We start from the raw sequence: 24102 nt of genomic DNA, 5'->3' as shown, positions 1-24102 counted from the left end.
ACTGTCAGTGCCGCGCCGTAGGCTGGACGCGCTATGACGAAGCCATCCCTCCCCGACCTCCTCCACGCCGCCGTCTCCGCCGTCGGCGGTGTGGAGCGGCCCGGCCAGGTCACCATGGCCGAGGCAGTTGCCGAGGCCATCGACGACAGCTCCCACCTCCTCGTCCAGGCCGGCACCGGCACCGGAAAGTCCCTCGGCTACCTGGTGCCCGCCCTGGCGCACGGCGAGCGCGTGGTGGTGGCCACGGCCACCCTGGCCCTGCAGCGTCAGCTGGTCGAGCGTGACCTTCCGCGCACGGTCGAGGCGCTCCACCCGCAGCTGCGCCGCCGCCCGGAGTTCGCCATGCTCAAGGGGCGGTCGAACTACCTCTGCCTGCACCGCCTCCACGAGGGCGTTCCCCAGGACGAGGAGGACGGCCTCTTCGACCCCTTCGAGGCCGCGGCCCCCACCAGCAAGCTGGGCCAGGACCTGCTCCGGCTGCGGGACTGGTCCGACGAGACGGAGACCGGCGACCGGGACAATCTGACGCCCGGCGTCTCCGACCGGGCCTGGGCGCAGGTGTCGGTCTCCTCCCGTGAGTGCCTGGGGGCGAGCAAGTGCGCGTACGGGGCGGAGTGCTTCGCCGAGGCGGCCCGCGAGCGGGCCAAGCTCGCCGACGTCGTCGTCACCAATCACGCGCTGCTCGCCATCGACGCGATCGAGGGCGCCCCCGTCCTGCCGCAGCACGAAGTGCTGATCGTCGACGAGGCCCACGAGCTGGTGTCCCGTGTGACCGGCGTGGCCACCGGCGAGCTCACCCCCGGCCAGGTCAACCGGGCGGTCCGCCGCGCCGCGAAGCTGGTCGACGAGAAGACAGCCGACCAGCTCCAGACCGCCGCCGAGGGTTTCGAGCGGGTGATGGAGCTGGCGCTACCGGGCCGCCTGGAGGAGATCCCGGAGGACCTGGGCTACGCCCTGATGGCGCTGCGCGACGCCGCCCGTGCGGTGATCACGGCGCTCGGCTCCACCCGGGACAAGTCCGTCCAGGACGAGGACGCGGTCCGCAAGCAGGCCATGGCGTCGGTCGAGACCGTCCATGGCGTCGCGGAGCGGATCACGCAGGGCTCCGAGTACGACGTCGTCTGGTACGAACGGCACGACCGTTTCGGCGCCTCCCTGCGGGTGGCCCCGCTCTCGGTCTCCGGCCTGCTGCGCGAGAAGCTCTTCGCGGACCGGTCGGTGGTGCTCACCTCGGCCACCCTGAAGCTCGGCGGCGACTTCAACGGGGTCGGCGCCTCGCTGGGACTCGCCCCGGAGGGGACGGAGGGCGACGACGTCCCGGTGTGGAAGGGCATCGACGTCGGCTCGCCGTTCGACTACCCCAAGCAGGGCATTCTCTACGTGGCCAAGCACCTGGCCCGGCCCGCCCGCGACGGCGACCGCGCCGACATGCTCGACGAGCTGACCGAGCTGATGCAGGCGGCGGGCGGCCGCACGCTCGGTCTGTTCTCCTCGATGCGCGCCGCTCAGCTCGCCGCGGAGGAGCTGCGCTCCCGCATCCCCGAGTTCCCGATCCTGCTCCAGGGCGAGGACACCCTCGGTGAGCTGATCAAGACCTTCTCGGCCGAGCCGCAGACCTGCCTGTTCGGGACGCTCTCGCTGTGGCAGGGCGTGGACGTGCCCGGTGCCAGCTGCCAGCTGGTGGTGATGGACAAGATCCCCTTCCCGCGTCCGGACGACCCGCTGATGAGCGCGCGCCAGAAGGCGGTGGAGGAGGCCGGCGGCAACGGCTTCATGGCCGTGGCCGCCACGCACGCGGCCCTGCTGATGGCACAGGGCGCGGGACGACTCGTACGAGCGTCCGGAGACCGCGGGGTCGTCGCCGTGCTGGACCCGCGGCTCGCCACGGCCCGGTACGGCGGCTATCTGAAGTCGTCACTGCCCGACTTCTGGTACACCACGGACCGCAACCAGGTCCGCAAGTCGCTGGCGGCGATCGACGCCGCGTCGAAGGCGGCAGGCGTCTGAGGGGCGGCCTCCCCGTGTCCCGGGAGGCCGCTCGAACGGCCTGGAAACGCCTCAGGGCCCCTGCCGAGTGGGCAGGGGCCCTGAGAGCCATGGGAGGACGGAGCAGGCCCCGGGACCGGCGCAGTGGGTCCCGGGGCCCGGTCAGAGCGGGCGAGGTGGCGTCACACCCGCCGCAGCACGGCGACGACCTTGCCGAGGATGGTGGCCTCGTCACCGGGGATCGGCTGGTACGCGGCGTTGTGCGGCAGCAGCCAGACGTGGCCGTCCTCGCGCTTGAAGCGCTTGACCGTCGCCTCGCCGTCGAGCATGGCGGCCACGATGTCGCCGTTCTCCGCGACCGGCTGGCGGCGCACGGTCACCCAGTCGCCGTCACAGATCGCGGCCTCGATCATCGAGTCTCCGACGACCTTCAGCACGAACAGCTCGCCGTCGCCGACCAGCTGCCGAGGCAGCGGGAAGACGTCCTCGACCGACTCCTCGGCGAGGATCGGACCGCCGGCGGCGATCCGGCCGACCAGCGGTACGTACGAGGCGGCGGGCTTGCCGGTGGTGTCCGTCGGCTGGGTGCTGGGCTGGTCCGAGCCCCGCACCTCGTACGCTCGCGGTCGGTGCGGGTCACGGCGGAGGAAGCCCTTGCGCTCCAGGGCCATCAGCTGGTGAGCGACCGAGGAGGTGCTGGAGAGGCCCACCGCCTGACCGATCTCGCGCATCGACGGCGGGTACCCGCGACGCTGGACCGAGTCGCGGATGACCTCGATGACCCTCCGCTGGCGGTCCGTGAGGCCGGAGCTGTCGGCCCTGATGCCTGGAGGTCGTCCGGGCAGGGAGCGCGCGGGCCGGCCTGGCTCCCCGTCTCCGTTCATGACTGTGTCGTTCATGGCATGCACCGGCTCGAGTCGGCCCTGGGAGCGGTCCTGGGCAGTGATGGTGGCACTGTCTGCGGTGGTGGTCACGTCGGCGGCCCCTCTCGAATGGTCTCCCTGGCTGGCACAACGGTAGTGGCTTTCGAAAGGTTGCGCCAAACACACGTTCGAGTGAAAAATCGCAGATTGCCTTACGTGTCTCCGCAGGTGGGTGTATGCGCGCGCCCGGTCGCGGTGGCAATTCGGTCATTACGGTAGCGTTCGCGTTCGACGCGTCCGGCACCGGGGCCGCCCTGCCAGTGTGGCATCCGAGGGGTCCGAATCGGCGTAGCCGCGCGCTTCCCGTACCCTCGTGGCCGGTCGCCGGTGTCGCGGGTGCACGACACGCGCGAAGCGCCGTAAAAGCCGCCCAACCCCAGATCTAGTGGTTGGATTGCATCAGCCACCTAGAGGTTGTGGTCCCCGGTCTGTCCGGGGGGCACGCATCGCCTATGCTGGGGGTCGCTTCGAGGGGCCTTGACGGGCTCGGCGAGGCTATTCAGTCGTGCCATGAGGGAGGGTCGGAGCCATGCATTGCCCCTTCTGCAGGCACCCCGACAGCCGTGTCGTCGACAGTCGCACCACCGACGACGGGACGTCGATCCGACGCCGCCGCCAGTGCCCCGACTGCTCCCGTCGTTTCACGACGGTGGAGACCGCGTCGCTGATGGTGATCAAGCGGTCCGGAGTGACCGAACCCTTCAGTCGTACCAAGGTCATCTCCGGCGTGCGCAAGGCGTGCCAGGGGCGGCCCGTGACCGAGGACGCCCTCGCCAAGCTCGGCCAGCGGGTCGAGGAGGCGGTGCGCGCCACCGGGAGCGCCGAGCTGACCACCCACGACGTGGGACTGGCCATCCTCGGCCCGTTGCAGGAGCTCGATCTCGTCGCGTACCTGCGCTTCGCATCCGTTTACAAGGCTTTCGACAGCCTCGACGACTTCGAGGCCGCCGTCGCGGAACTCCGCGATCAGCGGCCTCTCACGGAGGAACGCGGGACCGGAGCGACCCCCGAGGTCCCCGTTCCCGCCACCGCCGCCGACTGACCGGGGGGCCGGGCCGGGGCGAGAGCCCGGCCGGGACCGGTCGTGAGCGGCCGAAAAACGTGTCGCGAGTGCCCTCGGTGGGGCTCGCGGCAGCAGACAAGAAGACGGTGCCCCGGGACTTTCTGGGCACTTCAGGGTGTTTTGCCCGTATATGGGAGGCGGCATGACAGAGACGGCGAGCGGTCCGGCACGAGGTTCCCGCGCCAAGGGAACCAAGGCGAGCAAGGGCCTGCGTATCGAGCGCATCCACACCACTCCTGGCGTGCATCCGTACGACGAGGTGGTCTGGGAGCGTCGTGACGTCGTCATGACCAACTGGCGCGACGGCTCGATCAACTTCGAGCAGCGTGGCGTCGAGTTCCCCGACTTCTGGTCGGTGAACGCGGTCAACATCGTCACCAGCAAGTACTTCCGGGGCGCCGTCGGCACCCCGCAGCGCGAGACCGGGCTCAAGCAGCTCATCGACCGGATCGTGAAGACGTACACGAAGGCCGGTGAGGAGCACGGCTACTTCGCGTCGCCCGCCGACGCCGAGATCTTCGAGCACGAGCTGGCCTACGCCCTCCTGCACCAGATCTTCAGCTTCAACTCCCCGGTGTGGTTCAACGTCGGCACGCCGCAGCCGCAGCAGGTCTCCGCCTGCTTCATCCTGTCCGTCGACGACTCCATGGAGTCGATCCTCGACTGGTACAAGGAAGAGGGCATGATCTTCAAGGGCGGCTCCGGTGCCGGCCTGAACCTCTCCCGTATCCGCTCCTCCAAGGAGCTCCTCTCCTCCGGCGGCAACGCCTCCGGCCCGGTCTCCTTCATGCGCGGCGCCGACGCCTCCGCAGGAACGATCAAGTCCGGTGGTGCCACCCGCCGCGCGGCCAAGATGGTCATCCTCGACGTCGACCACCCCGACATCGAGGACTTCATCCAGACCAAGGTCAAGGAGGAGGAGAAGATCCGCGCCCTGCGTGACGCGGGCTTCGACATGGACCTGGGCGGCGACGACATCACGTCCGTCCAGTACCAGAACGCCAACAACTCGGTCCGCGTGAACGACACGTTCATGAAGGCGGTCGAGCAGGGCGGCAAGTTCGGCCTCACGTCCCGTATGACCGGCGAGGTCATCGAGGAGGTCGACGCCAAGGCGCTGTTCCGCAAGATGGCCGAGGCCGCCTGGGCCTGCGCCGACCCGGGCATCCAGTACGACGACACGATCAACCGCTGGCACACCTGCCCCGAGTCCGGCCGCATCAACGGCTCGAACCCGTGCAGCGAGTACATGCACCTGGACAACACGTCCTGCAACCTCGCCTCGCTGAACCTGATGAAGTTCCTCAAGGACGACGGCAAGGGCAACCAGTCGTTCGACTCGGAGCGCTTCGCCAAGGTCGTCGAGCTCGTCATCACCGCGATGGACATCTCCATCTGCTTCGCCGACTTCCCCACCCAGAAGATCGGTGAGAACACCCGCGCCTTCCGCCAGCTCGGCATCGGCTACGCCAACCTCGGCGCCCTGCTGATGGCGACCGGCCACGCGTACGACTCCGACGGCGGCCGCGCCCTGGCCGGTGCCATCACCTCGTTGATGACCGGCACTTCGTACAAGCGCTCCGCGGAGCTCGCCGCGGTCGTCGGCCCGTACGACGGCTACGCCCGCAACGCCGAGCCGCACCAGCGCGTCATGAAGCAGCACGCCGACGCCAACACCGCGGCCGTCCGCATGGACGACCTCGACTCGCCGATCTGGGCCGCCGCCACCGAGGCGTGGCAGGACGTGATCCGCCTCGGCGCCAAGAACGGCTTCCGCAACGCCCAGGCCTCGGTCATCGCCCCCACCGGCACCATCGGTCTCGCGATGTCCTGCGACACCACCGGCCTCGAGCCCGACCTCGCCCTGGTCAAGTTCAAGAAGCTGGTCGGCGGCGGCTCGATGCAGATCGTCAACGGCACCGTCCCGCAGGCCCTGCGCCGCCTGGGTTACCAGGAGGAGCAGATCGAGGCGATCGTCGCCCACATCGCCGAGCACGGCAACGTGATCGACGCCCCCGGCCTGAAGACCGAGCACTACGAGGTCTTCGACTGCGCCATGGGCGAGCGCTCCATCTCCGCGATGGGCCACGTCCGCATGATGGCCGCCATCCAGCCGTGGATCTCCGGCGCCCTCTCCAAGACCGTGAACCTGCCGGAGACGGCCACGGTCGAGGACGTCGAGGAGGTCTACTTCGAGGCGTGGAAGATGGGCGTCAAGGCGCTCGCGATCTACCGCGACAACTGCAAGGTCGGCCAGCCCCTCTCCGCGAAGAAGAAGGAGCAGGAGAAGGCCGAGATCACCGAGAAGGCCGAGGACACGATCCGTACCGCGGTCGAGAAGGTGGTCGAGTACCGCCCCGTCCGCAAGCGCCTTCCCAAGGGCCGCCCGGGGATCACCACCTCCTTCACGGTCGGTGGCGCCGAGGGCTACATGACCGCGAACTCCTACCCGGACGACGGTCTCGGCGAGGTCTTCCTGAAGATGTCCAAGCAGGGTTCGACCCTCGCGGGGATGATGGACGCCTTCTCCATCGCCGTCTCCGTCGGTCTGCAGTACGGCGTTCCGCTGGAGACGTACGTCTCCAAGTTCACCAACATGCGCTTCGAGCCGGCCGGCATGACGGACGACCCGGATGTGCGGATGGCGCAGTCGATCGTCGACTACATCTTCCGCCGCCTGGCGCTGGACTTCCTGCCCTTCGAGACCCGCTCCGCGCTCGGCATCCACTCCGCCGAGGAGCGTCAGCGCCACCTGGAGACGGGCTCCTACGAGCCCGCCGAGGACGAGGTGGACGTCGAGGGCCTGGCGCAGTCCGCACCGCGCCAGACGGAGACCCTGAAGGCCGTCGACCCGGTCGTCAAGGCCGAGGTCCCCGCTCCCAAGCAGGCGCACACCTCGGCGGAGCTCGTCGAGATGCAGCTCGGCATCAGCGCGGACGCCCCGCTCTGCTTCTCCTGCGGTACGAAGATGCAGCGCGCCGGCTCCTGCTACATCTGCGAGGGCTGCGGCTCGACCAGCGGGTGCAGCTGAACCGTCCGCCGCTGAGCACCGTATGACAGCGGACATCGCGTGAAGGACATCGCGTGAAGAAGGGGACCGGCCGGGGGCCGGTCCCCTTTCTCGTGCGCGCCGCCGCGGGCGGGGGTCAGGCCGGCGGGGCGCCCATCACCGTCGCGAAGGTCTGCGGGTCGGCGTCGAAGCCGCGGCGCAGCGAGCGGTAGGACCAGGCGTTCGAGCCGTCCCGGGTGAACTCCGCGATCGTCGCCGCCGTGGCGTCGGCGGCGTCGGCGAAGTCGTGGGAGGTCAGCTCCGTGTAGCCCTCGCGGATCCGTACGCCGGTGTTGGCGACGGCGCCGAAGGTGAGCCGGCCGGCGCCCTGCTGTATGGCCACGCCCACCACCACGCGCGTGTAGCGGGGCGCGAGCCGGTCCAGTTCCAGGGTCATCGCCTCGTCGTAGCCGAAGCCCTGCCCCGTGCGGCTCTCCCGGTTGAGCGTGATCGTGCCGTCGGGGGAGCGGCTGTCGAAGTGCACCAGATAGGCCGCCGAACCGTATGGATCGTCGGCCGTGTAGACACCGGCCACCAGATCCAGGTCGTGCGGCGGAGCGCCGACCGGGCTGGGGTCCCACTTGAGCGTCACCTCGACCTTGCCGACCCCCTTGTTGAGTCCGCTCACCGTGATTCCCCTCTCCGCTCTCCGCGTACGAAGCGCACCGCTGGTCCGGTCAACTGCCCGTGGTCCCGAGCAGGTTGTTCATGGTGTCATGTCGCACGGGCGGAACGCGGGTGCACTCCGCCGTGGGCTGACGGGCGCCGGGCCCGGCCCCCTAGGATGGCGCGGTGCTGGTCAAGTGGATTCGCTGCACCGTGGTGGACCGTCGGGGGTTCGAGCGGGGACAGCGGAAATGGGCGGGGTTGCTGGGTGAGCCGGGATTCCGGGGACAGGGCGGAGGGTGGAGCCGGGCGCGGCCCGACGTCGCCCACATCTTCGCCTTCTGGGAGAGCCGTGCCTTCTACGACTCGTTCATGGCGCGGTCGCACGACCGGCTCGCGGCCGCGCAGACGGGCACGTACAAGAACATCCAGGCCAAGCTCTTCGACCACCGCTTCGACGTGAAGACGGGCTTCGAGCCGAGGTTCACGGACGCCGACGTGGCCCGGGTGGCGCACTGCCGTGTGCACGCGGACCGTGTCGAGCACTTCGCTCTGATGCAGGAGAAGGTGTGGAACCCGGCGATGGCCGGATCCCCCGGAATGCTGCGCGGTCTCTTCGGGGAGGCGCCCGGGAACGAGTTCATCGTGCTGTCGATGTGGCGGTCCGCCGCCGAGCACGGGAAGTACCGGACGGAGCGCGTCGAACGGCTCGGGCTGCGCGCCCAGACGGAGGCCGACGTGGCGGCCCTGACCGGGGACGTGGTGGCGCTCGAGCCGTCCTGGACGGTCTGATCAGGCAGCGGCGCGGCCGGACTCCCCGCCTCGCCGCCGGCCGCACCGTCGCCGACGCCATCGACGAGTCCTCGACTCCTCGACTCCACGACTCCTCCCGGATACGCCGGATGGAGTCCGGGCACCTACTCGACTGAGCCCGGTGGGGGCGGGCGATCTAGGGTCGTGGCATGGCCCGACCACGTCGAATCGTTCTCGTACGGCACGGAGAGTCCGAGGGCAATGCCGACGACACCGTGTACGAACGAGAGCCCGACCACGCGCTCAGGCTCACGCCGACCGGGCTGCGGCAGGCGGAGGAGGCGGGGGCGCGGCTTCGGGAACTGTTCGGGGAGGAACGGGTCAGCGTCTACGTCTCGCCGTACCGCCGCACCCACGAGACGCTCCGTGCCTTCCGGCTCGATCCGGCGCGCGTCCGGGTCAGGGAGGAACCGCGGCTGCGGGAGCAGGACTGGGGAAACTGGCAGGACAGGGAGGACGTCCGCCTGCAGAGGGCGTACCGCGACGCGTACGGACACTTCTTCTACCGCTTCGCGCAGGGTGAGTCCGGGGCCGACGTGTACGACCGGGTCGGTGCGTTCCTGGAGAGTCTGTACCGCAGTTTCGAGGCGCCCGACCACCCGCCGAACGTGCTGCTGGTCACCCACGGGCTCACCATGCGCCTGTTCTGCATGCGCTGGTTCCACTGGACGGTCGCCGAATTCGAGTCGCTGTCCAATCCGGGCAACGGCGAGACGAGGATGCTGCTCCTCGGCGAGTCCGGCAAGTACACCCTGGACCGGCCGTTCGAACGCTGGCGTACCCCGGAACCGTACGGGTACACCGGATAGAGTGGCAGGGCGATGACCGCTGACTTCTCTCTCGACCGGCGCTTCGACCGCGCCCTGGCCAGCCTCCGAGGGCTGGCCGTGGGAGACGCCCTGGGCTCCCAGTTCTTCGTCCCCGCCAACCTTCCGCTGCTGAAACGACGCGAGGTGCCGCCCGGTCCCTGGCAGTGGACCGACGACACCGAGATGGCCTGCTCGGTCCTGGCCGTGCTCGCACGGCACGAGCGGATCGAGCAGGACGCGCTCGCCCACTCGTTCGCCGAGCACCACGATTTCGACCGGGGGTACGGCCCCGCCGTCAACCGGATGCTCCGGCTCATCAGGGAGGGCGGCGACTGGCGGGAGCTGGCCGCCGCGCTCTTCAAGGGCCAGGGCTCGTGGGGCAACGGCGCCGCGATGCGGATCGCCCCGCTCGGCGCCTGGTACGCGGACGACCCGGAGCAGGCCACGCACCAGGCCGAGATCTCCGCCTACACCACGCACCAGCACCGCGAAGCCGTGGTGGGCGCGATGGCCGTCGCGGCCGCCGCCGCGCTGGCCGCGAACCCGGCCGGGCCGCCCACCCCCGAGGACCTCCTCGACGGCGTCATCGCGCTCGTGCCGCGCAGCGCCGTCGGCGCGGGGCTGCGCAGAGCCCGCGACATGCTCGACTACGGCGACGCCGCGACCGTGGCGGCGGTGCTGGGAAGCGGGCGCCGCACCAGCGCCCACGACACCGTGCCGTTCGCGCTGTGGTCCGCGGCCCGCGGCCTCGGTGACTTCGAGCGGGTGTTCTGGACGACCGCTCAGGTGGGCGGCGATGTCGACACGACCTGCGCCATCGCGGGCGGGGTGGTCTCCGCCGGCGCCGCGGGCGCGCCGCCCGCCGCCTGGCTGGAGCAGACGGAGGAGCTGCCGGACTGGCTGCCGACCGCCGTGCGTCCCTGAAGCCCCTCGGCCGACAGCCGACGGCCGGCTGACACGGCCTCGACGGGCTCCCTGGGGCGATCTTGCCCGTACCGGTGGGAATGTCCGGGGGTGAGTGTCACGGTCCTGCCACAGCGCCGCTCGGCTCCGGGCGAACGTCCGGGGCGGGGTTAGAGTCGGCCACTTCGAAGCGCTGATCATGACAAGAAGCGCGCCGACGAGACACCCGGACCGCAGGACTCCGCCGTCATGGCCCCGTGCGCGCCCGGGTCGGGAGGGGGTCCCGTGCCCGATACACCGTCCGTACCGACACCACACGACAGCACTCCGGAGGAACCGGAGCCCCGGCCCGGCGCCACGCCGACGCCGACTGGAGCCGTACCCGCTACGCCGCCCGGAGCCGTACCCGCCACGCCCGCCGGAGCCGTACCCGCCGTACCGGTGGTGAAGCACGGTGGTGCCGTACCACCCGTTTCGCCGCAGGCGCAGGCGCAGGCGCAGGCGCGGGCAGCGGCGTCCGCGGGGCGGCCCGGCGGGGCCGGACCGCGCAACCCCTGGGGCCCGCCGCCCCGGGCGGAGACCTGGCTCACCCGGCTGCGTCCCGACCCGCCGGCCCGGGTGACCGGACCGACCCTCTTCGCCATCCTGGCCACCGCCCTCCTCAGCGCGCTGCTGTTCGGCGACGGACTCGGTCTGAATCTGGTGATCGTGGCCGTTCCCGCGGTCCTCGCCGCCTCCTTCGCCGCCCGCGCCGCCGGCCGCCGACCGCGCCCCTGGACGCTGGTGTGGGCGGTCGGCGGCCTCGCCCTCCTCGCCGTACCGGCCCTGCGGGACGCGGGCTGGCCGACGTTCCTCGCGATCGTCTCCGCCCTCGTGCTGACCGCCTTCGCCCTGCACGGCGGCGGTGGCTGGCCCAGCATCCTGTTCGGGCCCATCGGCCTGATCGACTCCCTGGGCTCCGGTACGACCTGGGCCTGGCGAGGACTCCGCGACCGGGCGGACGGTTCTCGGGGCCGCTGGGGTCCTGCCGTGCGTACGACCGGGGTGGCCGTCGTCCTGCTCGTCGTCTTCGGCGCCCTGTTCGCGGGCGCGGACGCGGCCTTCGCCGATCTGCTCGGCGCGCTGATCCCCGACGTCTCCGTGGAGCAGACGCCCTGGCGGCTCTCCTACTTCCTGCTCGGTCTCTTCGGCGCGATCGCCGTGGCCCGCACCGCCGCGGCGCCCCTGCGCTGGGACCGGATGGTCATCCGCCCCGGCCGGGCACGCGCCCGGTGGGAATGGGCCCTGCCGCTCATCGTCCTGAACCTGCTCTTCGCCGCCTTCAACGCGGTCCAACTCGGCGTTCTCTTCGGCGGCTACGACAAGGTCCTCGCGGAGACCGGACTGACGTACTCCGAGTACGCGCGTCAGGGCTTCTGGCAGCTCCTGACGGCCACTCTCCTCACCCTCGTGGTGATCGGCCTCGCCCTGCGCTGGGCGCCCCGGACCGACGCCCGGGACCGGACACTCGTCCGCGCCGTGCTCGGCACCCTGTGCGTGCTCACGCTCGTCGTCGTCGCCTCCGCCCTGCGCAGGATGGACCTGTACGTGGACGCGTACGGTCTCACCCGGCTTCGCGTCTCCGTCACCGCGATGGAGATCTGGCTCGGGGTGGTCATCCTGCTGATCATGGCCGCGGGGATCCTCGGCGCGCGTCTCCTGCCGCGTGCGCTGGCTGTCAGCGCGGCCGTGGCCATGCTGGCCTTCGGGGTCATCTCGCCCGACGCGCTCGTCGCCGAGCGCAATGTCGAGCGGTACGAACGCCTCGGGAAGATCGACCTTCCCTATCTGGAGGGGCTCTCGACCGACGCCGTGCCCGCCCTCGACCGGCTGCCCGAGCCGCAGCGCTCCTGTGCGCTGCTGGACATCGAGGCCCGGCTGCGGGAGGACGACGGCGGTTGGTACGCGACGAGCTGGTCGGAGTCGAGGGCCCGGGCGATCCTGGCCGAACGCGGGATCGACCGGTCCCTGTCCCCGGAGCAGTGCGGCAGGCCGAGCAGGGAGGGCGAGTACGACCCGTACGCGGAGGGCGAGCCCTACGGCCCTTCCTGAACCGGGGGGCGGAGGAGCGCCCGGCTCGGGCCCCTCCGCCCCGGGCCTGCCCTCGCCCGTCTAGGCCGGTGGGCCCGCGGCCTCGGCCTTGCCGCTGAGGGCCTCCAGGTCGCTCTTGCGCACGCGGATCACCGCCACCGCCGTGATCAGCGCGAGCGCGACCATGCCGACGGCGGCCATGAAGGCCGTCGACATGCCCGTCGTCAGCACGTCGTGGCCCCAGGGCGCCGGCATCTCCCCGGTGGCCGCGAACCGTGCCTTCTGCTCCGGGGTCGCGGTCGCGAGGAAGGACGGCACCTGCTTCTCCGCCTCGTCGCGGCCGGCCGTGCCGAAGACCGTGACCAGGATGGACAGGCCCAGCGAACCGCCCACCTGCTGCGTCGCGTTGAGCAGCCCGGAAGCGGCGCCCGCCTCGTGCTGCGCCACGCCCGAGACGGCCGTCAGCGTGAGCGTCACGAAGTTCAGGCCCATGCCGAAGCCGAACAGCACCATGGGGCCGAGGACGCCGCCGACGTACGAACTGTCGGGGGTGATGAAAGTCTGCCAGAACAGACCGACACCGGTGATCGCCGAGCCGGTCACCATGAACGGCTTCGGGCCGAGGACCGGCAGCAGCCGCTGTGAGAGCCCGGCACCGGTGACGATCGCGACCGTCACCGGCAGGAAGGCGAGTCCGGCGCGGATCGGGCTGTAGCCGAGGACGTTCTGCACGAACAGAACGATGAAGAAGAACATGCCGAACATGGCGGCCGCCAGGCTCAGCATGATGATGTACGTGCCCGACCGATTGCGGTCGGCGAACATCCTGAGGGGGGTGATGGGCTCTCGGGCCCGTGACTCCACGATCGCGAAGGCCGCGAGCAGAATCAGGGCAGCGACGAAGGAGCCGATCGTGAGCGGGTCCCGCCAGCCCTCCTCGGACGCCCGTATGAACCCGTAGACCAGCGAGGCCATGCCGAGGGTCGAGGACAGGGCGCCCGCGATGTCGAAACGGCCGGGGTGGCGCTCCGACTCGTTGATGTAACGGGGAGTCAGGAAAGCGATCAGCAGGCCGATGGGTACGTTCACGAACAGCACCCAGCGCCAGTCGAGCCACTCGGTGAGCATGCCGCCGGCCAGCAGGCCGATCGCGCCGCCGCCTGCGGAGACGGCGGCGAAGACGCCGAACGCCCGGTTCCGCTCCGGGCCTTCGGGGAAGGTCGTCGTGATCAGCGCGAGCGATGTCGGAGAGGCGATCGCACCGCCGACGCCCTGGAGGGCCCGTGCGGCCAGGAGGTGCCATGGCTCCTGGGCGAAGCCGCCGAGCAGGGAGGCGAAGGTGAAGAGCAGGATGCCGGTCAGGAAGACGCGACGGCGCCCCAGGATGTCTCCGGCCCTGCCGCCGAGCAGGAGAAGTCCGCCGAAGGTGAGGGTGTAGGCGCTGAGCACCCACGACAGGTCGGTGGTGGAGAAGGAGAGCGCGTCCTGGATGTGCGGGAGCGCGATGTTCACGATGGTGGCGTCCAGCACGACCATCAGCTGGCAGGCGGCGATCACGGTGAGGGCGATTCCCGGTCGCCCTTCGCGCCGCGCGGCGCCCGGCGTGGTCTGTGTGTCCACTGGAGATGTTGTCACTATGGATCCCCCACGGAAGATGTAGTGAACGCACCCGTTCACTGCCTTCCACGGTAGTGAGTCCCCGTCAGTGAACGCAACCGTTCACTGACCACTGCCGGTTGTCCCCGACCCGTCTCAATGGAGAGTCCCTGATGGTTACTTCGCGCTCCGCGGCCGCCGCTCGGCCGCAAGGGGTGTCGTCGTCGCGACGCCGTGGCCCGGTACTGGAACGCGCCATTCTGGAGGCCGCGCTCGAGCAGTTGAGCACGGTCGGCTGGAACGGTCTGACCATGGAGGGCGTCGCGGTCGGGGCGCGGACCGGCAAGGCCGCCGTGTACCGGCGCTGGCCGTCGAAGGAGGACCTGGTCGCGGACGCGCTCCAGGCCGGACTGCCGACGCTCGACGAGGCGCCCGACCGCGGGAGCGTCCGCGAGGACCTCTATCAGCTGTGCCGGCGAGTACGGGCGGCGATGTACTCGAAGCCCGGATTCGCCCTGCGGGCCGTGATTCACGAATGCGACCGGGAGGCCGCCGAGCGGTTTCACGGGCTGATCGTGAGCGGAGTGATCGAACCCACCACCCGCCTCTTCCGCGAGGTGGTGCAGCGAGGGATCAGGCGGGGGGACGTTCGGTCCGACGCCACCGACGATCTGCTCTTCGACGTCATCCCGGCGATGATGATGTACCGCGCGAAGATGTGCGCCAGCGAATGGACGGATCCCGAGATGGCGGCCATGATCGATCAGATCCTCCTGCCGCTGCTCCGGCCCCGGACCACCTGAGGCGAACGGGTTCGGACATCCGACGGGAATCCGGGTATCGCGGGCGGCGCCGATCGGCGTAATCTGTCTGGCGCCATGCCGTACGAACCACCCACCCACAGCGTCGAGCGATCGCTCCGAGCCACCACCGGCGCCAAGATCATCGCTGGGGTCGACGAGGTCGGACGCGGAGCGTGGGCCGGTCCCGTCACCGTGTGCGCGGCCGTCACCGGTCTGCGCCGGGCCCCCGAGGGGCTCACCGACTCCAAACTGATCACCCCCAAGCGCCGCACCGCCCTGGCCGCGGAGCTGGAGAAGTGGGTCACCGCCCACGCCCTCGGGCACGCCTCCCCGGAGGAGATCGACGAACTCGGCATGACCGCGGCGCTCAGGCTGGCGGCGGAGCGCGCCCTGGACGGACTGCCGATGCGCCCGGACGCGGTGATACTCGACGGCAAGCACGACTACCTCGGGGACCCCTGGCAGGTCCGTACGGTGATCAAGGGCGACCAGTCCTGCGTCGCCGTGGCGGCGGCCTCGGTGATCGCCAAGGTCCGGCGCGACGAGATCATGGCCCGGCTGGAGGTCGAGGCGGAGGAATGCCTGGCCTACGGCTTCGCGGCCAACGCGGGCTACCCGTCGCCGGTCCACAAGGCCGCCCTCGCGGAGCTGGGCCCCACGGCCTACCACCGGCTCTCCTGGGCCTACCTCGACGCGCTGCCCCGGTGGCGGCACCTCAAGAAGGTCCGCATCTCCGCCGAGGCGGCCGCACTGGAAAGCGGGGGCCAACTCGGCTTCGACTTCTGAACTCCCCGGCAGACCTGCCTCAGCAGCCGGGTCGCACGATTGTGCCCACCCGCCGGAGCCCCGCGCACCGGCGTTTGATAGACATCCACCCATGCCTCTCATCCCCGAGGAGCCTCAGATTCACGAGAGTGCCCAGGGTCCCCGCGCCACGGCCGCCGGCCACCCCGCGCCGACCCCTCGTCCCGTACCCGGTCCGCGTTCCGCGGCGTCGCCGCGTCCAGGGCGCCCCGTCCCCGGACCGGCCAGGCCCGCGCCGCCCGCTCAGCCCGCGCCGCCCGCTCAGCGCACGCACTCCGGTGCCGGGCAGTCCGCGTCCTCCGGCCCGGAGAATCGTTCCGAGCAGCGATCCGGTCCGCAGCTCCAGCTGATCCCTGCCCCCGCCGACGGCGCGCTCGACGCGGCCGAGGAGGCGGTGGATCTGCTCCTGGAGACCGGGCGCGCGCCCGGTGACATCCTCGTTCTCACCACCGGTGAACAGCATCCGTGGGCTACGCACGAGCTGTCCTTCGGCGACGCCGCCTACTGGGCTCAGCAGGACGCCCGCGACGACGTGTTCTTCGCGGACGCGGCCGCCGTGGAGCGCGCCGCCGCGCGCCCGGTCGTGGTCGTGGCGGTCAACGGCGGAGCCGATGACGCCACCGCCCGGGCCCTGCCCCTGGCGAGGGGGCGGGCGACCGCGCTGCTCATCGTCTGCGGCGACCCGCAGCGCGTCAACGCCGCGCTCGGCGCGGGCGTCTGACGCCGAAGCACATATCGCGACCCTGACCCGGCCGCCCCACGTGGGGCGGCCGGGCCGTGGCGCATGTGGTTCCGCGGATGCCCGGACGTTGGTGCACGGATGCCGGTGCATGGATGCCGGTGCATGGATGCCCAGAGGCCCGGCGCAGAGCCCCTCAGCGGGCCGCCGTCCGGCGCAGTGGCTCGGCCGCGCCCGACGCCGTACGCGGGGTGAGGGCGCCGACCTCGGAGCCGACGTCTCCCAGAGCCGTCGGCCGCGAGTCCGAGGCGGGCTGCCGGCCACCACGGCCCTCGCCCAGCACCTGCCAACCGCCACGCGTCAGGGTGATGTACGCCCCGCAGCGCAGGCCGTGGAGGGTGCAGGCGTCCCGCAGTCCCCACATCCAGGCGCCGTCCTCCTCCGTCCACCGCTCGTCGCCGTCGCGGCAGTAGAGGAGCACCGCCGTCCGCACCGGGGCGCGGCGCCGCAGGTCGTGCGGGAGGACGCGGCGCAGATGCGCGAGCAGCGCGTTGCGGAACTCCCACCCGTCCGCGGGGACGGAGCGACGGACGAACGACGCGCTGGCGGCGAGTCGTTCCTCATGGTCGAGAACGGCGACGACCGCGGTCGCGGGCGTCGGCCGATGGCGGCTGTGCAGACCGCTGACGATCTCGCGAGGGTTGCGCAGCAGCGGGATTCCGGCTGCCGCCCACTCGGACGGTTCGAGCATCCGAGCGAGGCGACTGGCGGACCCGGACGACGAGCTGATCGAGGTGGCTGCGGACGGAGCGAATCCGAAGGTCACGGTCCTCCCTTCGGATACGCGCCCGCTGGGCGGGCAGGGTCGAGTGAGGGCGCGCCACGGCACAGTCCTTCAGGACCGCATACGGGCTGTGCGGGGCGGATTCCCAATTCTTCCTGGCCCGTGCGCGGGCGGCAACGAGCAATTGAGGCCGCTGACTGGAATGAGCCGGTATGACACTCATATCCTTGCCCGGTCGCCCCCTGTTCACTCCCCGTTTCAGCCCTGGACAGCGAGCACCAGCGGGAACACTCCCTCCGCTCCCGCCCGGCGCAGCAGTCTCGACGCCACGGCGAGCGTCCAGCCGCTGTCCGACAGGTCGTCAACAAGCAGAACCAGCCCGCCCGCTGAGGCCAGCCGCTCGGCCAGCGCCGGCGGAACGGTGAGCGCCTGATGGAGCCCGATCACCCGCTGAGCGCTGTTCGTCCGTGAGATCCGCACGTCCTCCGACTCCGGCGTGTACTCCACGGCGCCCAGCAGCGGCATCCGGCCGATCTCGGCGATCCGCTGCCCGAGCGAGCCCACGAGGTGCGGCTTGCTGCGCGAGGCGACCGTGACCACACCGGCCGGCCGGGCGGGAGCGTCCGGCGCCCCCGAGGCCCAACCCCCCGGTCCCTTCGCCCAGTCGGCGAGCACGCGAACCACGGCCTGCACGACGTCGTCGGGGACCGGGCCGTCCGGAGCGTGCTCCGAGAGCATCGGACGCAGCCGGTTCCCCCAGCCGATGTCCGAGAGCCGGCCCAGGGCCCGTCCGCCGAACGACTGCTCCGTGGCGGGGATACGGCCCTTCAGATCGACGCCGACCGCCGTGAGTCCGGTCGGCCACATCTTGCGCGGCTCCACGTCCACACCCGGTCGTCCCAGCTCCCCCTTGGCGGCGTCGAGGGCGGCACCGGTCACCTTCGGGTCGAACCGGGGCCCCGAGCAGTTGTCGCAGCGCCCGCACGGCGCGGCCTCCTCGTCGTCCAGCTGGCGCCGCAGGAACTCCATCCGGCAGCCCGTCCCCGACGCGTAGTCACGCATCGCCTGCTGTTCGGCGGCCCGCTGGCGCGCCACCCACGCGTACCGCTCGGAGTCGTAGGTCCAGGGCCTGCCCGTGCTGGTCCAGCCGCCCTTCACCCGGTGCACCGCGCCGTCGACGTCCAGCACCTTGAGCATCGTCTCCAGCCTGGTCCGCCGCAGCTCGACCAGCGGCTCGAGAGCGGGCAGCGACAGGGGGCGGTCGGCGTGCGCCAGAACGTCCAGCGTGCGGCGCACCTGCTCCTCCGGAGGGAAGGCGACGGACGCGAAGTACTGCCAGATCGCCTCGTCCTCCTTGCCCGGCAGCAGCAGCACCTCGGCATGGTCCACCCCACGCCCGGCGCGGCCCACCTGCTGGTAGTACGCGATGGGGGAGGAGGGCGAGCCCAGGTGCACGACGAAGCCGAGGTCGGGCTTGTCGAACCCCATGCCCAGCGCCGACGTCGCGACCAGCGCCTTGACGCGGTTGGCCAGCAGATCCTCCTCCGCCTGCTGGCGGTCGGCGTTCTCCGTGCGGCCCGTGTACGAGGACACCGTGTGCCCGCACTGGCGCAGATAGGCGGTCACCTCCTCCGCGGCCGCCACCGTGAGCGTGTAGATGATGCCGGAGCCGGGCAGCTCGCCGAGGTGATCGGCCAGCCAGGCCAGCCGGTGCGCCGCGTCGGGGAGTCTGACCACGCCGAGGCTCAGGCTCTCCCGGTCCAGCGGACCGCGCAGCACCAGCGCGTCCGTCCCGGCACCCGTCCCGAGCTGCTCCGCCACGTCCGCCGTGACCCGGGCATTGGCCGTCGCCGTGGTGGCGAGCACCGGGACGCCGGCCGGAAGGTCGGCCAGCATCGTGCGCAGACGCCGGTAGTCGGGCCGGAAGTCGTGGCCCCAGTCGGAGATGCAGTGTGCCTCGTCGACGACGAGCAGGCCGGTGGCTGCGGCGAGCCTCGGCAGGACCTGGTCGCGGAAGTCGGGATTGTTGAGCCGCTCCGGGCTGACCAGCAGCACGTCCACCGCGCCGTCCGCCACCTCCTGCTGGACGGTCTCCCATTCCTCCGTGTTCGACGAGTTGATCGTGCGGGCGGTGATACCCGCCCGGGCCGCCGCCTCCACCTGGTTGCGCATCAGAGCGAGCAGCGGGGAGACGATCACGGTGGGGCCGCTGCCGAGCTCGCGCAGGAGCGAGGTCGCCACGAAATAGACGGCGGACTTCCCCCACCCGGTCCGCTGCACGACCAGCGCGCGCCGCTTCTCCGCGACGAGTGCCTCGATGGCTCGCCACTGGTCCTCGCGGAGTCTCGCCGTGCCGCTGGTGTCGCCGACGAGGCGGGCGAGTACGGCATCGGCGTCGGCTCGGAGGGCCGCGCGGTCTTCGAGGCGGTCTGCGTTGGTCATGCCCCCATGCAACCCGATGGTTCGGACAATGCGCGAACGAGCCGCGAATCCTGTGGACAACCGACGGGGGGCGGGCGAGTCCGATCCGGGTGGTCCGCGAGAGTTATCCACAGGGGTTTCGCGGTCGGCGTCGGTCGCGAGACCGTCGTGACCATGAACACGAACCCCCGCGAATCACACGGACCGTCCGAAACGCAGCACATCACCCTGCGCGGCCCCGCCGAACTGGCCGACGCCCTGCCGTTCATGCTGGGTTTCCACCCCAACGACTCGGTCGTCCTGGTCGCGCTCCACGGCGAGCACGGACGGTTCGGGGGCCGGGTCAGGCTCGGCATCCCGCGCTCGCCCAAGGAATGGCCTTCGACGGCGGAGCACCTCGCGGAGTGCCTCGTCGACGGCTGCGCCCGGCGCGGCACCCGCCCGGACGGGATCGTCGTCTTCCTCTGCCAGGACCCGGAGCCCGGCGAGACCGCCCGGCGGACGATGGAGCGCCTGCGCCCGTTCGCCCAGCGGCTGCGCACCGCCTGCGGCGAGCTCGACATCCCGGTCTACGAAGTCCTCTGCATCTCCGACGGTCTCTACTTCTCCTACTGCTGTCCCGACACCCGCTGCTGCCCGCCCGACGGCACACCTCTCGCGTTGACCGGTACGTCGGTCATGGCGGCGTCGGCGGCCTACGCCGGAATCCAGGTGAGGGGATCCCTGCGGGAGATGCAGGCGCGGCTCAAGCCGCGCGAGTCGCCGGGTGACGACCGGCAGCGCACCGCGCTGAACGCGGCCGCCGCCGTCATCGTCCCCAAGATCCTCGACGGCCCGCCGGGCCAGGGCCGGGAGGAGATCCGAGAGACGACGCTGACGCTCGCTCGCGAGATGCTCCGACGGTTCGGACGGCCGTCCGCGGCGGCCAGCGGCTCGGCCGCGCCATCGGAAGGCGACGGCCTCGAGCGGACGCCGGTGGCCGGTCTGCCGCGCCGCACGGGGACGGCGGAGAGCGACGCGGCCGACGACGCGCTGATCACGCCCGACGAGGCCGCCACCCTGATCCTCGGACTCCAGGACCGCGAGACCCGAGACCGGGCGGCCGAATGGATGGAGGGCCCGGACGCCAAGGCCGCCCTGCGGCTGTGGCGGGTGCTCGCGCGGCGCTGCGTCGCTCCCTACGGAGAGCATGCCGCGGCGCCGCTCACCCTCGCGGGCTGGGTGGCCTGGTCCACCGGCGACGAACCGGCTGCCCGCGTCGCCCTGGGCCTCGCCCTCGAGGCGGATCCCGAGTACGTCTTCGCCCGTCTGCTGCACCAGGCCTGCAACGAGGGGCTCGACCCCGAATCACTGCGCAGCTGCCTGCGAGAGGAACGGGAGGCCCGGGAGGCCGCGGCCGCGGAAACGCGCCACGCGGCGCGCCGCGTCCGCTCTCGCGCCGCCCGTGCCCAGGCACGGCAGCCGGTGAAGAGGAGCGCGTCCGCCGGAAAGAGCAGCGGGCCGGCCGGGAGGAGGAACGGCCCGGCAGAGAAGAGGAACGGACCGGCCGACAGCGCCCGGCCCGGCACGGCCTCCTCCCGGGTGCTTCGGGACCCCGGCGCCCGGCGCAGCGGGCAGCGTGGGACGAGGAGCGGGCGATGACGCCCGTGACCAGGCCCCCCGAAGCGGCGTTCAGCTCTGTGGCGGAGACCGACGACCCGTGCCGCCGACATCCGACCGGCTGTCCGGACCGCACAGAGAGCACAGCAGACCACTCATGGCCTCCAGTCCCGCCCCGGCCTCCGGACTCCCGGCCGGACACACGCCCCCCGCCGGCCACGCGCCCTCCGGCAGCACACGGCCCGGTGAGCTGCCGTCGGTCCACAACGCCCTCATCTGCGTCGCCCTGCCCGCCCTGGCCGTCAGCGCCGAGCACGGGCAGCTCACCGGGCACGGTCTCGAAGGCGTCTACCTGGCCGGACGGCGGCTGCTCTCCCGCTGCGTCCTGCGGGTGGCCGGCCGCGAGCCGCTCGCCGTCCAGGGCAGAACGGCGGGCGCCGACCGCGCCGCCTTCCTCGGAGTCCTGCGGACCGCCGGAGACCTCGGCCCCGACCCGGGACTCGTCGTCGAGCGTTCGCGCGGCGCCGACGGGACCGAGCGGATCACCCTGCGCAGCGCCGTCGGCAGACCACTCCGGCTCCCGGTCGAGATCGCTCTGGGCACGGATCTCGCGGATCTGGGCGCGGTGGCGGCCGGGCGGGCCGGGCCCGAGCTCCCCGCCGGCGTCCACGGCACGGGATTGCGGTGGACCGCGGACGACGGCCGGTCCGTGGCCGTCACCGCCGACCCGGCGCCGACGGATGCCATGGCCGCGGCCGGACTCCTGCGCTGGGACATCGAGTTGGAGCCCGGAGCGGCCCGCACCATCGAGCTCAGGGTGCGCGGGGACCGCACACCCCGTCTTGCCGGGCCCCAGGGGTCCGGCAGCGGGCGCCCCGGCGGACAGATCCTCGCCGACGCCCGCGCCGAAGGGGACGATCCGCGCGTGGGGGAGCTCCTGCGCACGTCCGTCGACGACCTGCGGGCGCTGCTCCAGCGCGATCCCTCGCACCCCGCCGACATCCATCTCGCGGCCGGGGTGCCCTGGCGCTGCGGGCCGGCCACCGCTGAGGCGCTCTGGGCGGCGCGCATGGTCCTGCCGCTCGGCACCCGGCTCGCCGTCACGACCCTCCGTGCGCTGGCCCGCGTACAGCTCGGAGGCCCGGGGCCGGAATCGGGCCGCATCCCCGGCCCCCTCAGGGACGCCGGACCGTACCTCCCGCCCCGCTGCACCGGAATCGAGGCCACCCTGGCGTTCCCCGTCGTCCTGGCCGAGGCCAGGCGGTGGGGGCTGCCCGAGCACGACCTCGCCGAGCTGCTTCCCGCGGCTGAGCGGTGCCTCGGGTGGCTGCGTGCCGCCGCCGACTCGGACGGGTTCGTGCCGGACCCGGGGCCCACCGGGCCGTGGCGGGCGGAGACGCAGGCGCACGCCCATCGCGCGGCCGTACTCGGAGCCGAGCTGCTCGACGCGTGCGGCCGGCCCGGCGCAGACGCGTGGAGGCAGTGGGCCGGCGTTCTGCGCGAGCGGTTCCGTGCCGAGTTCTGGCTCGAGGACCGGTCCGGCGGCAGGCCGGCCGCGGCCCGCGTGCCGGGCGGGCGGCCGTGGACCCAGCTGGGCGGCTGGGCGGCCCACCTGCTGGACACCGGCCTGTCGGGCGGCGGCCGGTACGCACCCGGTCTGCTGGACAAGGCCGGTACCGATCAGCTCGCGAGGCTGCTCGGCACCCCGGTGCTGGACTCCGGCTGGGGGCTGCGGAGCCTCGGAACCAAGGAACCCGGCCACAACCCCTTCGGCCATCGGGCCGGCACGGTGCGGGTGCACGAGACCGCGGTGGCCGTCGGCGGGCTCGCCGCGGCGGGATACGAGCGAGAGGCGGCGTCCCTGCTGCGCGGCGTCCTCGACGCCGCCGAGGCGTTCGGACACCGACTGCCCGAGATGTACGCCGGGGAACAGCGCACCGCCGGATCCCTTCCGGTGCCGCACCCCGCCGCCTGCCGGCCCGCCGCCGTGGCCGCGGCCGCCGGTGTCCATCTGCTGACCACGCTCGCGGGGATCCGCCCCGACGCGCCCGACCGGACCGTCGCCCTGCACCCCGTCCGGTCGGCCCCGCTCGGGGCGGTACGGCTTTCGGGGCTCAGGGTGGCGGAGGAGCCCTTCGCCGTCCGCGTCAGCAGGCTCGGACTCGGCATGGTCGAGGAGGCCGCCGAGGGCCTCCAGCTGGGGGGCTGAACGGATGCGGACGCACCCCGCGACGGAAGCGACGGAAGCTCTGCGACGGGGAGAACAAGTCGCGGGCGATACGTCCGAGGGGCGTGTTTATCGTCAGGAAGACGACTATGATCGCGGCATGTCTCCCTACGACCCGTCGGCCTTCCCGCCCTTCGCCGTCACCGTCGATCTGGTCGTGCTCACCGTTCGGCGCGATGCCCTGTGCGCCTTGGTCGTACGGCGGGGAGAGCCTCCCTTCCAGGGACGGTGGGCGCTGCCCGGCGGCTTCGTCCGGGGAGACGAGGATCTGGGCGCCGCCGCGGCGCGTGAACTGGTCGAGGAGACCGGGCTCTGTGTCCACGACCCCGCCGCTCCGCCGCCCGCTCTCGGCAACGGCGCCCATCTGGAACAGCTGGCGACCTACGGAGACCCGGACCGCGACCCCCGGATGCGCGTGGTCAGCGTCGCGCATCTGGCCCTGGCACCGGATCTTCCGGCGCCACGGGCCGGCGGTGACGCGAACAGCGCCCGCTGGGCACCGGTCGAGGAGCTGCTCGGCCGGGACGGCGGCGCGGAGGGCGAGGACGATCAGTCCGGGCCGCTCGCCTTCGACCACGCCCGGATCCTCGCCGACGGAGTGGAGCGGGCCCGCTCGAAGATCGAGTACTCCTCACTGGCCACGGCTTTCTGCCCGCAGGAGTTCACCGTCGGTGAGCTCAGGAGGGTGTACGAGGCGGTGTGGGGAGTGGCGCTCGACCCGCGCAACTTCCACCGCAAGGTGACGGGTACGCCCGGCTTCCTCGTTCCGGCCGGCGGCACGACCACTCGCCAGGGTGGCCGCCCCGCGCAGCTGTTCAGGGCGGGCGGGGCGACCCTGCTCAACCCGCCGATGCTGCGACCCGAGATCTGACGAGGACGGCCCTGGGGCGACCCGACCCCCCAACCCTGCGCCAAAAGTCCGAAATGTAGCGTTATCTTGCTTCGACAGCCGCCCTGCCGCGGAGCG

The 24102-nt window shown here is 71.9% G+C and carries 18 protein-coding genes; 13 read left to right on the top strand and 5 right to left on the bottom strand.

Annotated elements, in window-relative coordinates:
* The first annotated feature begins 33 nt into the window (after positions 1–33).
* Positions 34–2007: an ATP-dependent DNA helicase gene (locus ACF06X_RS10560; protein WP_392286817.1), complete on the top strand. Its 1974-nt coding sequence runs from the start codon at positions 34–36 to the stop codon at positions 2005–2007.
* A 161-nt stretch (positions 2008–2168) separates the two neighbouring features.
* Here the strand turns inward: ACF06X_RS10560 and lexA are convergent, their stop codons facing one another.
* Entirely contained in the window at positions 2169–2960 is a 792-nt protein-coding gene (gene lexA / locus ACF06X_RS10555) for a transcriptional repressor LexA (protein ID WP_392286816.1), read from the bottom strand.
* A gap of 478 nt (positions 2961–3438) precedes the next feature.
* On the opposite strand from lexA, the gene nrdR reads away from it, so the two are divergent.
* Both nrdR and ACF06X_RS10545 read left to right on the top strand, forming a co-directional pair.
* Positions 3439–3951 carry a transcriptional regulator NrdR gene (nrdR, locus tag ACF06X_RS10550; RefSeq protein WP_392286815.1) on the top strand — a complete coding sequence of 171 codons (513 nt, stop codon included), beginning with the start codon at positions 3439–3441 and terminating at the stop codon, positions 3949–3951.
* A 163-nt stretch (positions 3952–4114) separates the two neighbouring features.
* Positions 4115–7003 carry a vitamin B12-dependent ribonucleotide reductase gene (locus tag ACF06X_RS10545; protein WP_392286814.1) on the top strand — a complete coding sequence of 963 codons (2889 nt, stop codon included), beginning with the start codon at positions 4115–4117 and terminating at the stop codon, positions 7001–7003.
* Positions 7004–7118: 115 nt separating this feature from the next.
* Here ACF06X_RS10545 and ACF06X_RS10540 read toward each other — a convergent pair whose 3' ends face one another.
* Positions 7119–7649 carry a TerD family protein gene (locus tag ACF06X_RS10540; RefSeq protein ID WP_392286813.1) on the bottom strand — a complete coding sequence of 177 codons (531 nt, stop codon included), beginning with the start codon at positions 7647–7649 and terminating at the stop codon, positions 7119–7121.
* A gap of 164 nt (positions 7650–7813) precedes the next feature.
* Between ACF06X_RS10540 and ACF06X_RS10535 the strand changes: the two genes are divergently transcribed.
* The 4 genes from ACF06X_RS10535 (at position 7814) to ACF06X_RS10520 (ending at position 12243) form a co-directional block, all read left to right on the top strand.
* Complete coding sequence (locus ACF06X_RS10535) at positions 7814–8419, top strand: YdbC family protein (protein WP_392286812.1); 606 nt, start codon at positions 7814–7816, stop codon at positions 8417–8419.
* A gap of 170 nt (positions 8420–8589) precedes the next feature.
* Positions 8590–9249 carry a histidine phosphatase family protein gene (locus ACF06X_RS10530; protein ID WP_392286811.1) on the top strand — a complete coding sequence of 220 codons (660 nt, stop codon included), beginning with the start codon at positions 8590–8592 and terminating at the stop codon, positions 9247–9249.
* A 12-nt stretch (positions 9250–9261) separates the two neighbouring features.
* Positions 9262–10173 (top strand): ADP-ribosylglycohydrolase family protein, encoded by a 912-nt coding sequence (locus ACF06X_RS10525; protein ID WP_392286810.1) that lies wholly within the window; start codon positions 9262–9264, stop codon positions 10171–10173.
* Positions 10174–10401: 228 nt separating this feature from the next.
* Entirely contained in the window at positions 10402–12243 is a 1842-nt protein-coding gene (locus ACF06X_RS10520; protein WP_392286809.1) for a DUF4153 domain-containing protein, read from the top strand.
* 60 nt (positions 12244–12303) lie between these two features.
* On the opposite strand, the gene ACF06X_RS10515 is transcribed toward ACF06X_RS10520, so the two are convergent.
* Positions 12304–13857, bottom strand: a complete 1554-nt coding sequence (locus ACF06X_RS10515; RefSeq protein WP_392286808.1) for an MFS transporter — start codon at positions 13855–13857, stop codon at positions 12304–12306.
* Positions 13858–13991: 134 nt separating this feature from the next.
* Between ACF06X_RS10515 and ACF06X_RS10510 the strand changes: the two genes are divergently transcribed.
* The 3 genes from ACF06X_RS10510 to ACF06X_RS10500 all read left to right on the top strand — a co-directional run bounded on the left by ACF06X_RS10510 (position 13992) and on the right by ACF06X_RS10500 (position 16146).
* Positions 13992–14621, top strand: a complete 630-nt coding sequence (locus ACF06X_RS10510; RefSeq protein WP_392286807.1) for a TetR/AcrR family transcriptional regulator — start codon at positions 13992–13994, stop codon at positions 14619–14621.
* A gap of 75 nt (positions 14622–14696) precedes the next feature.
* The gene (locus tag ACF06X_RS10505) at positions 14697–15407 is read left to right on the top strand and encodes a ribonuclease HII (RefSeq protein ID WP_392286806.1); all 711 of its coding nucleotides are present in this window, start codon (positions 14697–14699) and stop codon (positions 15405–15407) included.
* 91 nt (positions 15408–15498) lie between these two features.
* Positions 15499–16146 (top strand): hypothetical protein, encoded by a 648-nt coding sequence (locus ACF06X_RS10500; protein WP_392286805.1) that lies wholly within the window; start codon positions 15499–15501, stop codon positions 16144–16146.
* Between the two features lie 154 nt (positions 16147–16300).
* On the opposite strand, the gene ACF06X_RS10495 is transcribed toward ACF06X_RS10500, so the two are convergent.
* Together ACF06X_RS10495 and ACF06X_RS10490 are read right to left on the bottom strand one after the other, a co-directional pair.
* Positions 16301–16930, bottom strand: a complete 630-nt coding sequence (locus ACF06X_RS10495; protein WP_392286804.1) for a hypothetical protein — start codon at positions 16928–16930, stop codon at positions 16301–16303.
* A gap of 216 nt (positions 16931–17146) precedes the next feature.
* Positions 17147–19330 carry a RecQ family ATP-dependent DNA helicase gene (locus ACF06X_RS10490; protein WP_392286803.1) on the bottom strand — a complete coding sequence of 728 codons (2184 nt, stop codon included), beginning with the start codon at positions 19328–19330 and terminating at the stop codon, positions 17147–17149.
* Positions 19331–19483: 153 nt separating this feature from the next.
* Here ACF06X_RS10490 and ACF06X_RS10485 point away from each other — a divergent pair, with 153 nt between their 5' ends.
* The 3 genes from ACF06X_RS10485 (at position 19484) to ACF06X_RS10475 (ending at position 24006) form a co-directional block, all read left to right on the top strand.
* Positions 19484–20950, top strand: coding sequence for a DUF4192 domain-containing protein (locus ACF06X_RS10485; protein WP_392286802.1), 1467 nt, complete (start codon positions 19484–19486; stop codon positions 20948–20950).
* 115 nt (positions 20951–21065) lie between these two features.
* The gene (locus ACF06X_RS10480; protein WP_392286801.1) at positions 21066–23117 is read left to right on the top strand and encodes a glycogen debranching N-terminal domain-containing protein; all 2052 of its coding nucleotides are present in this window, start codon (positions 21066–21068) and stop codon (positions 23115–23117) included.
* Positions 23118–23235: 118 nt separating this feature from the next.
* The gene (locus tag ACF06X_RS10475) at positions 23236–24006 is read left to right on the top strand and encodes an NUDIX domain-containing protein (protein ID WP_392286800.1); all 771 of its coding nucleotides are present in this window, start codon (positions 23236–23238) and stop codon (positions 24004–24006) included.
* Positions 24007–24102: the final 96 nt, after the last annotated feature.

This window comes from Streptomyces sp. NPDC015346 (assembly GCF_043078785.1).
Lineage (GTDB): Bacteria > Actinomycetota > Actinomycetes > Streptomycetales > Streptomycetaceae > Streptomyces.
The sequence above is the reverse complement of the archived record's forward strand: the minus strand, read 5'-3'. Positions and strand labels throughout refer to the sequence as shown.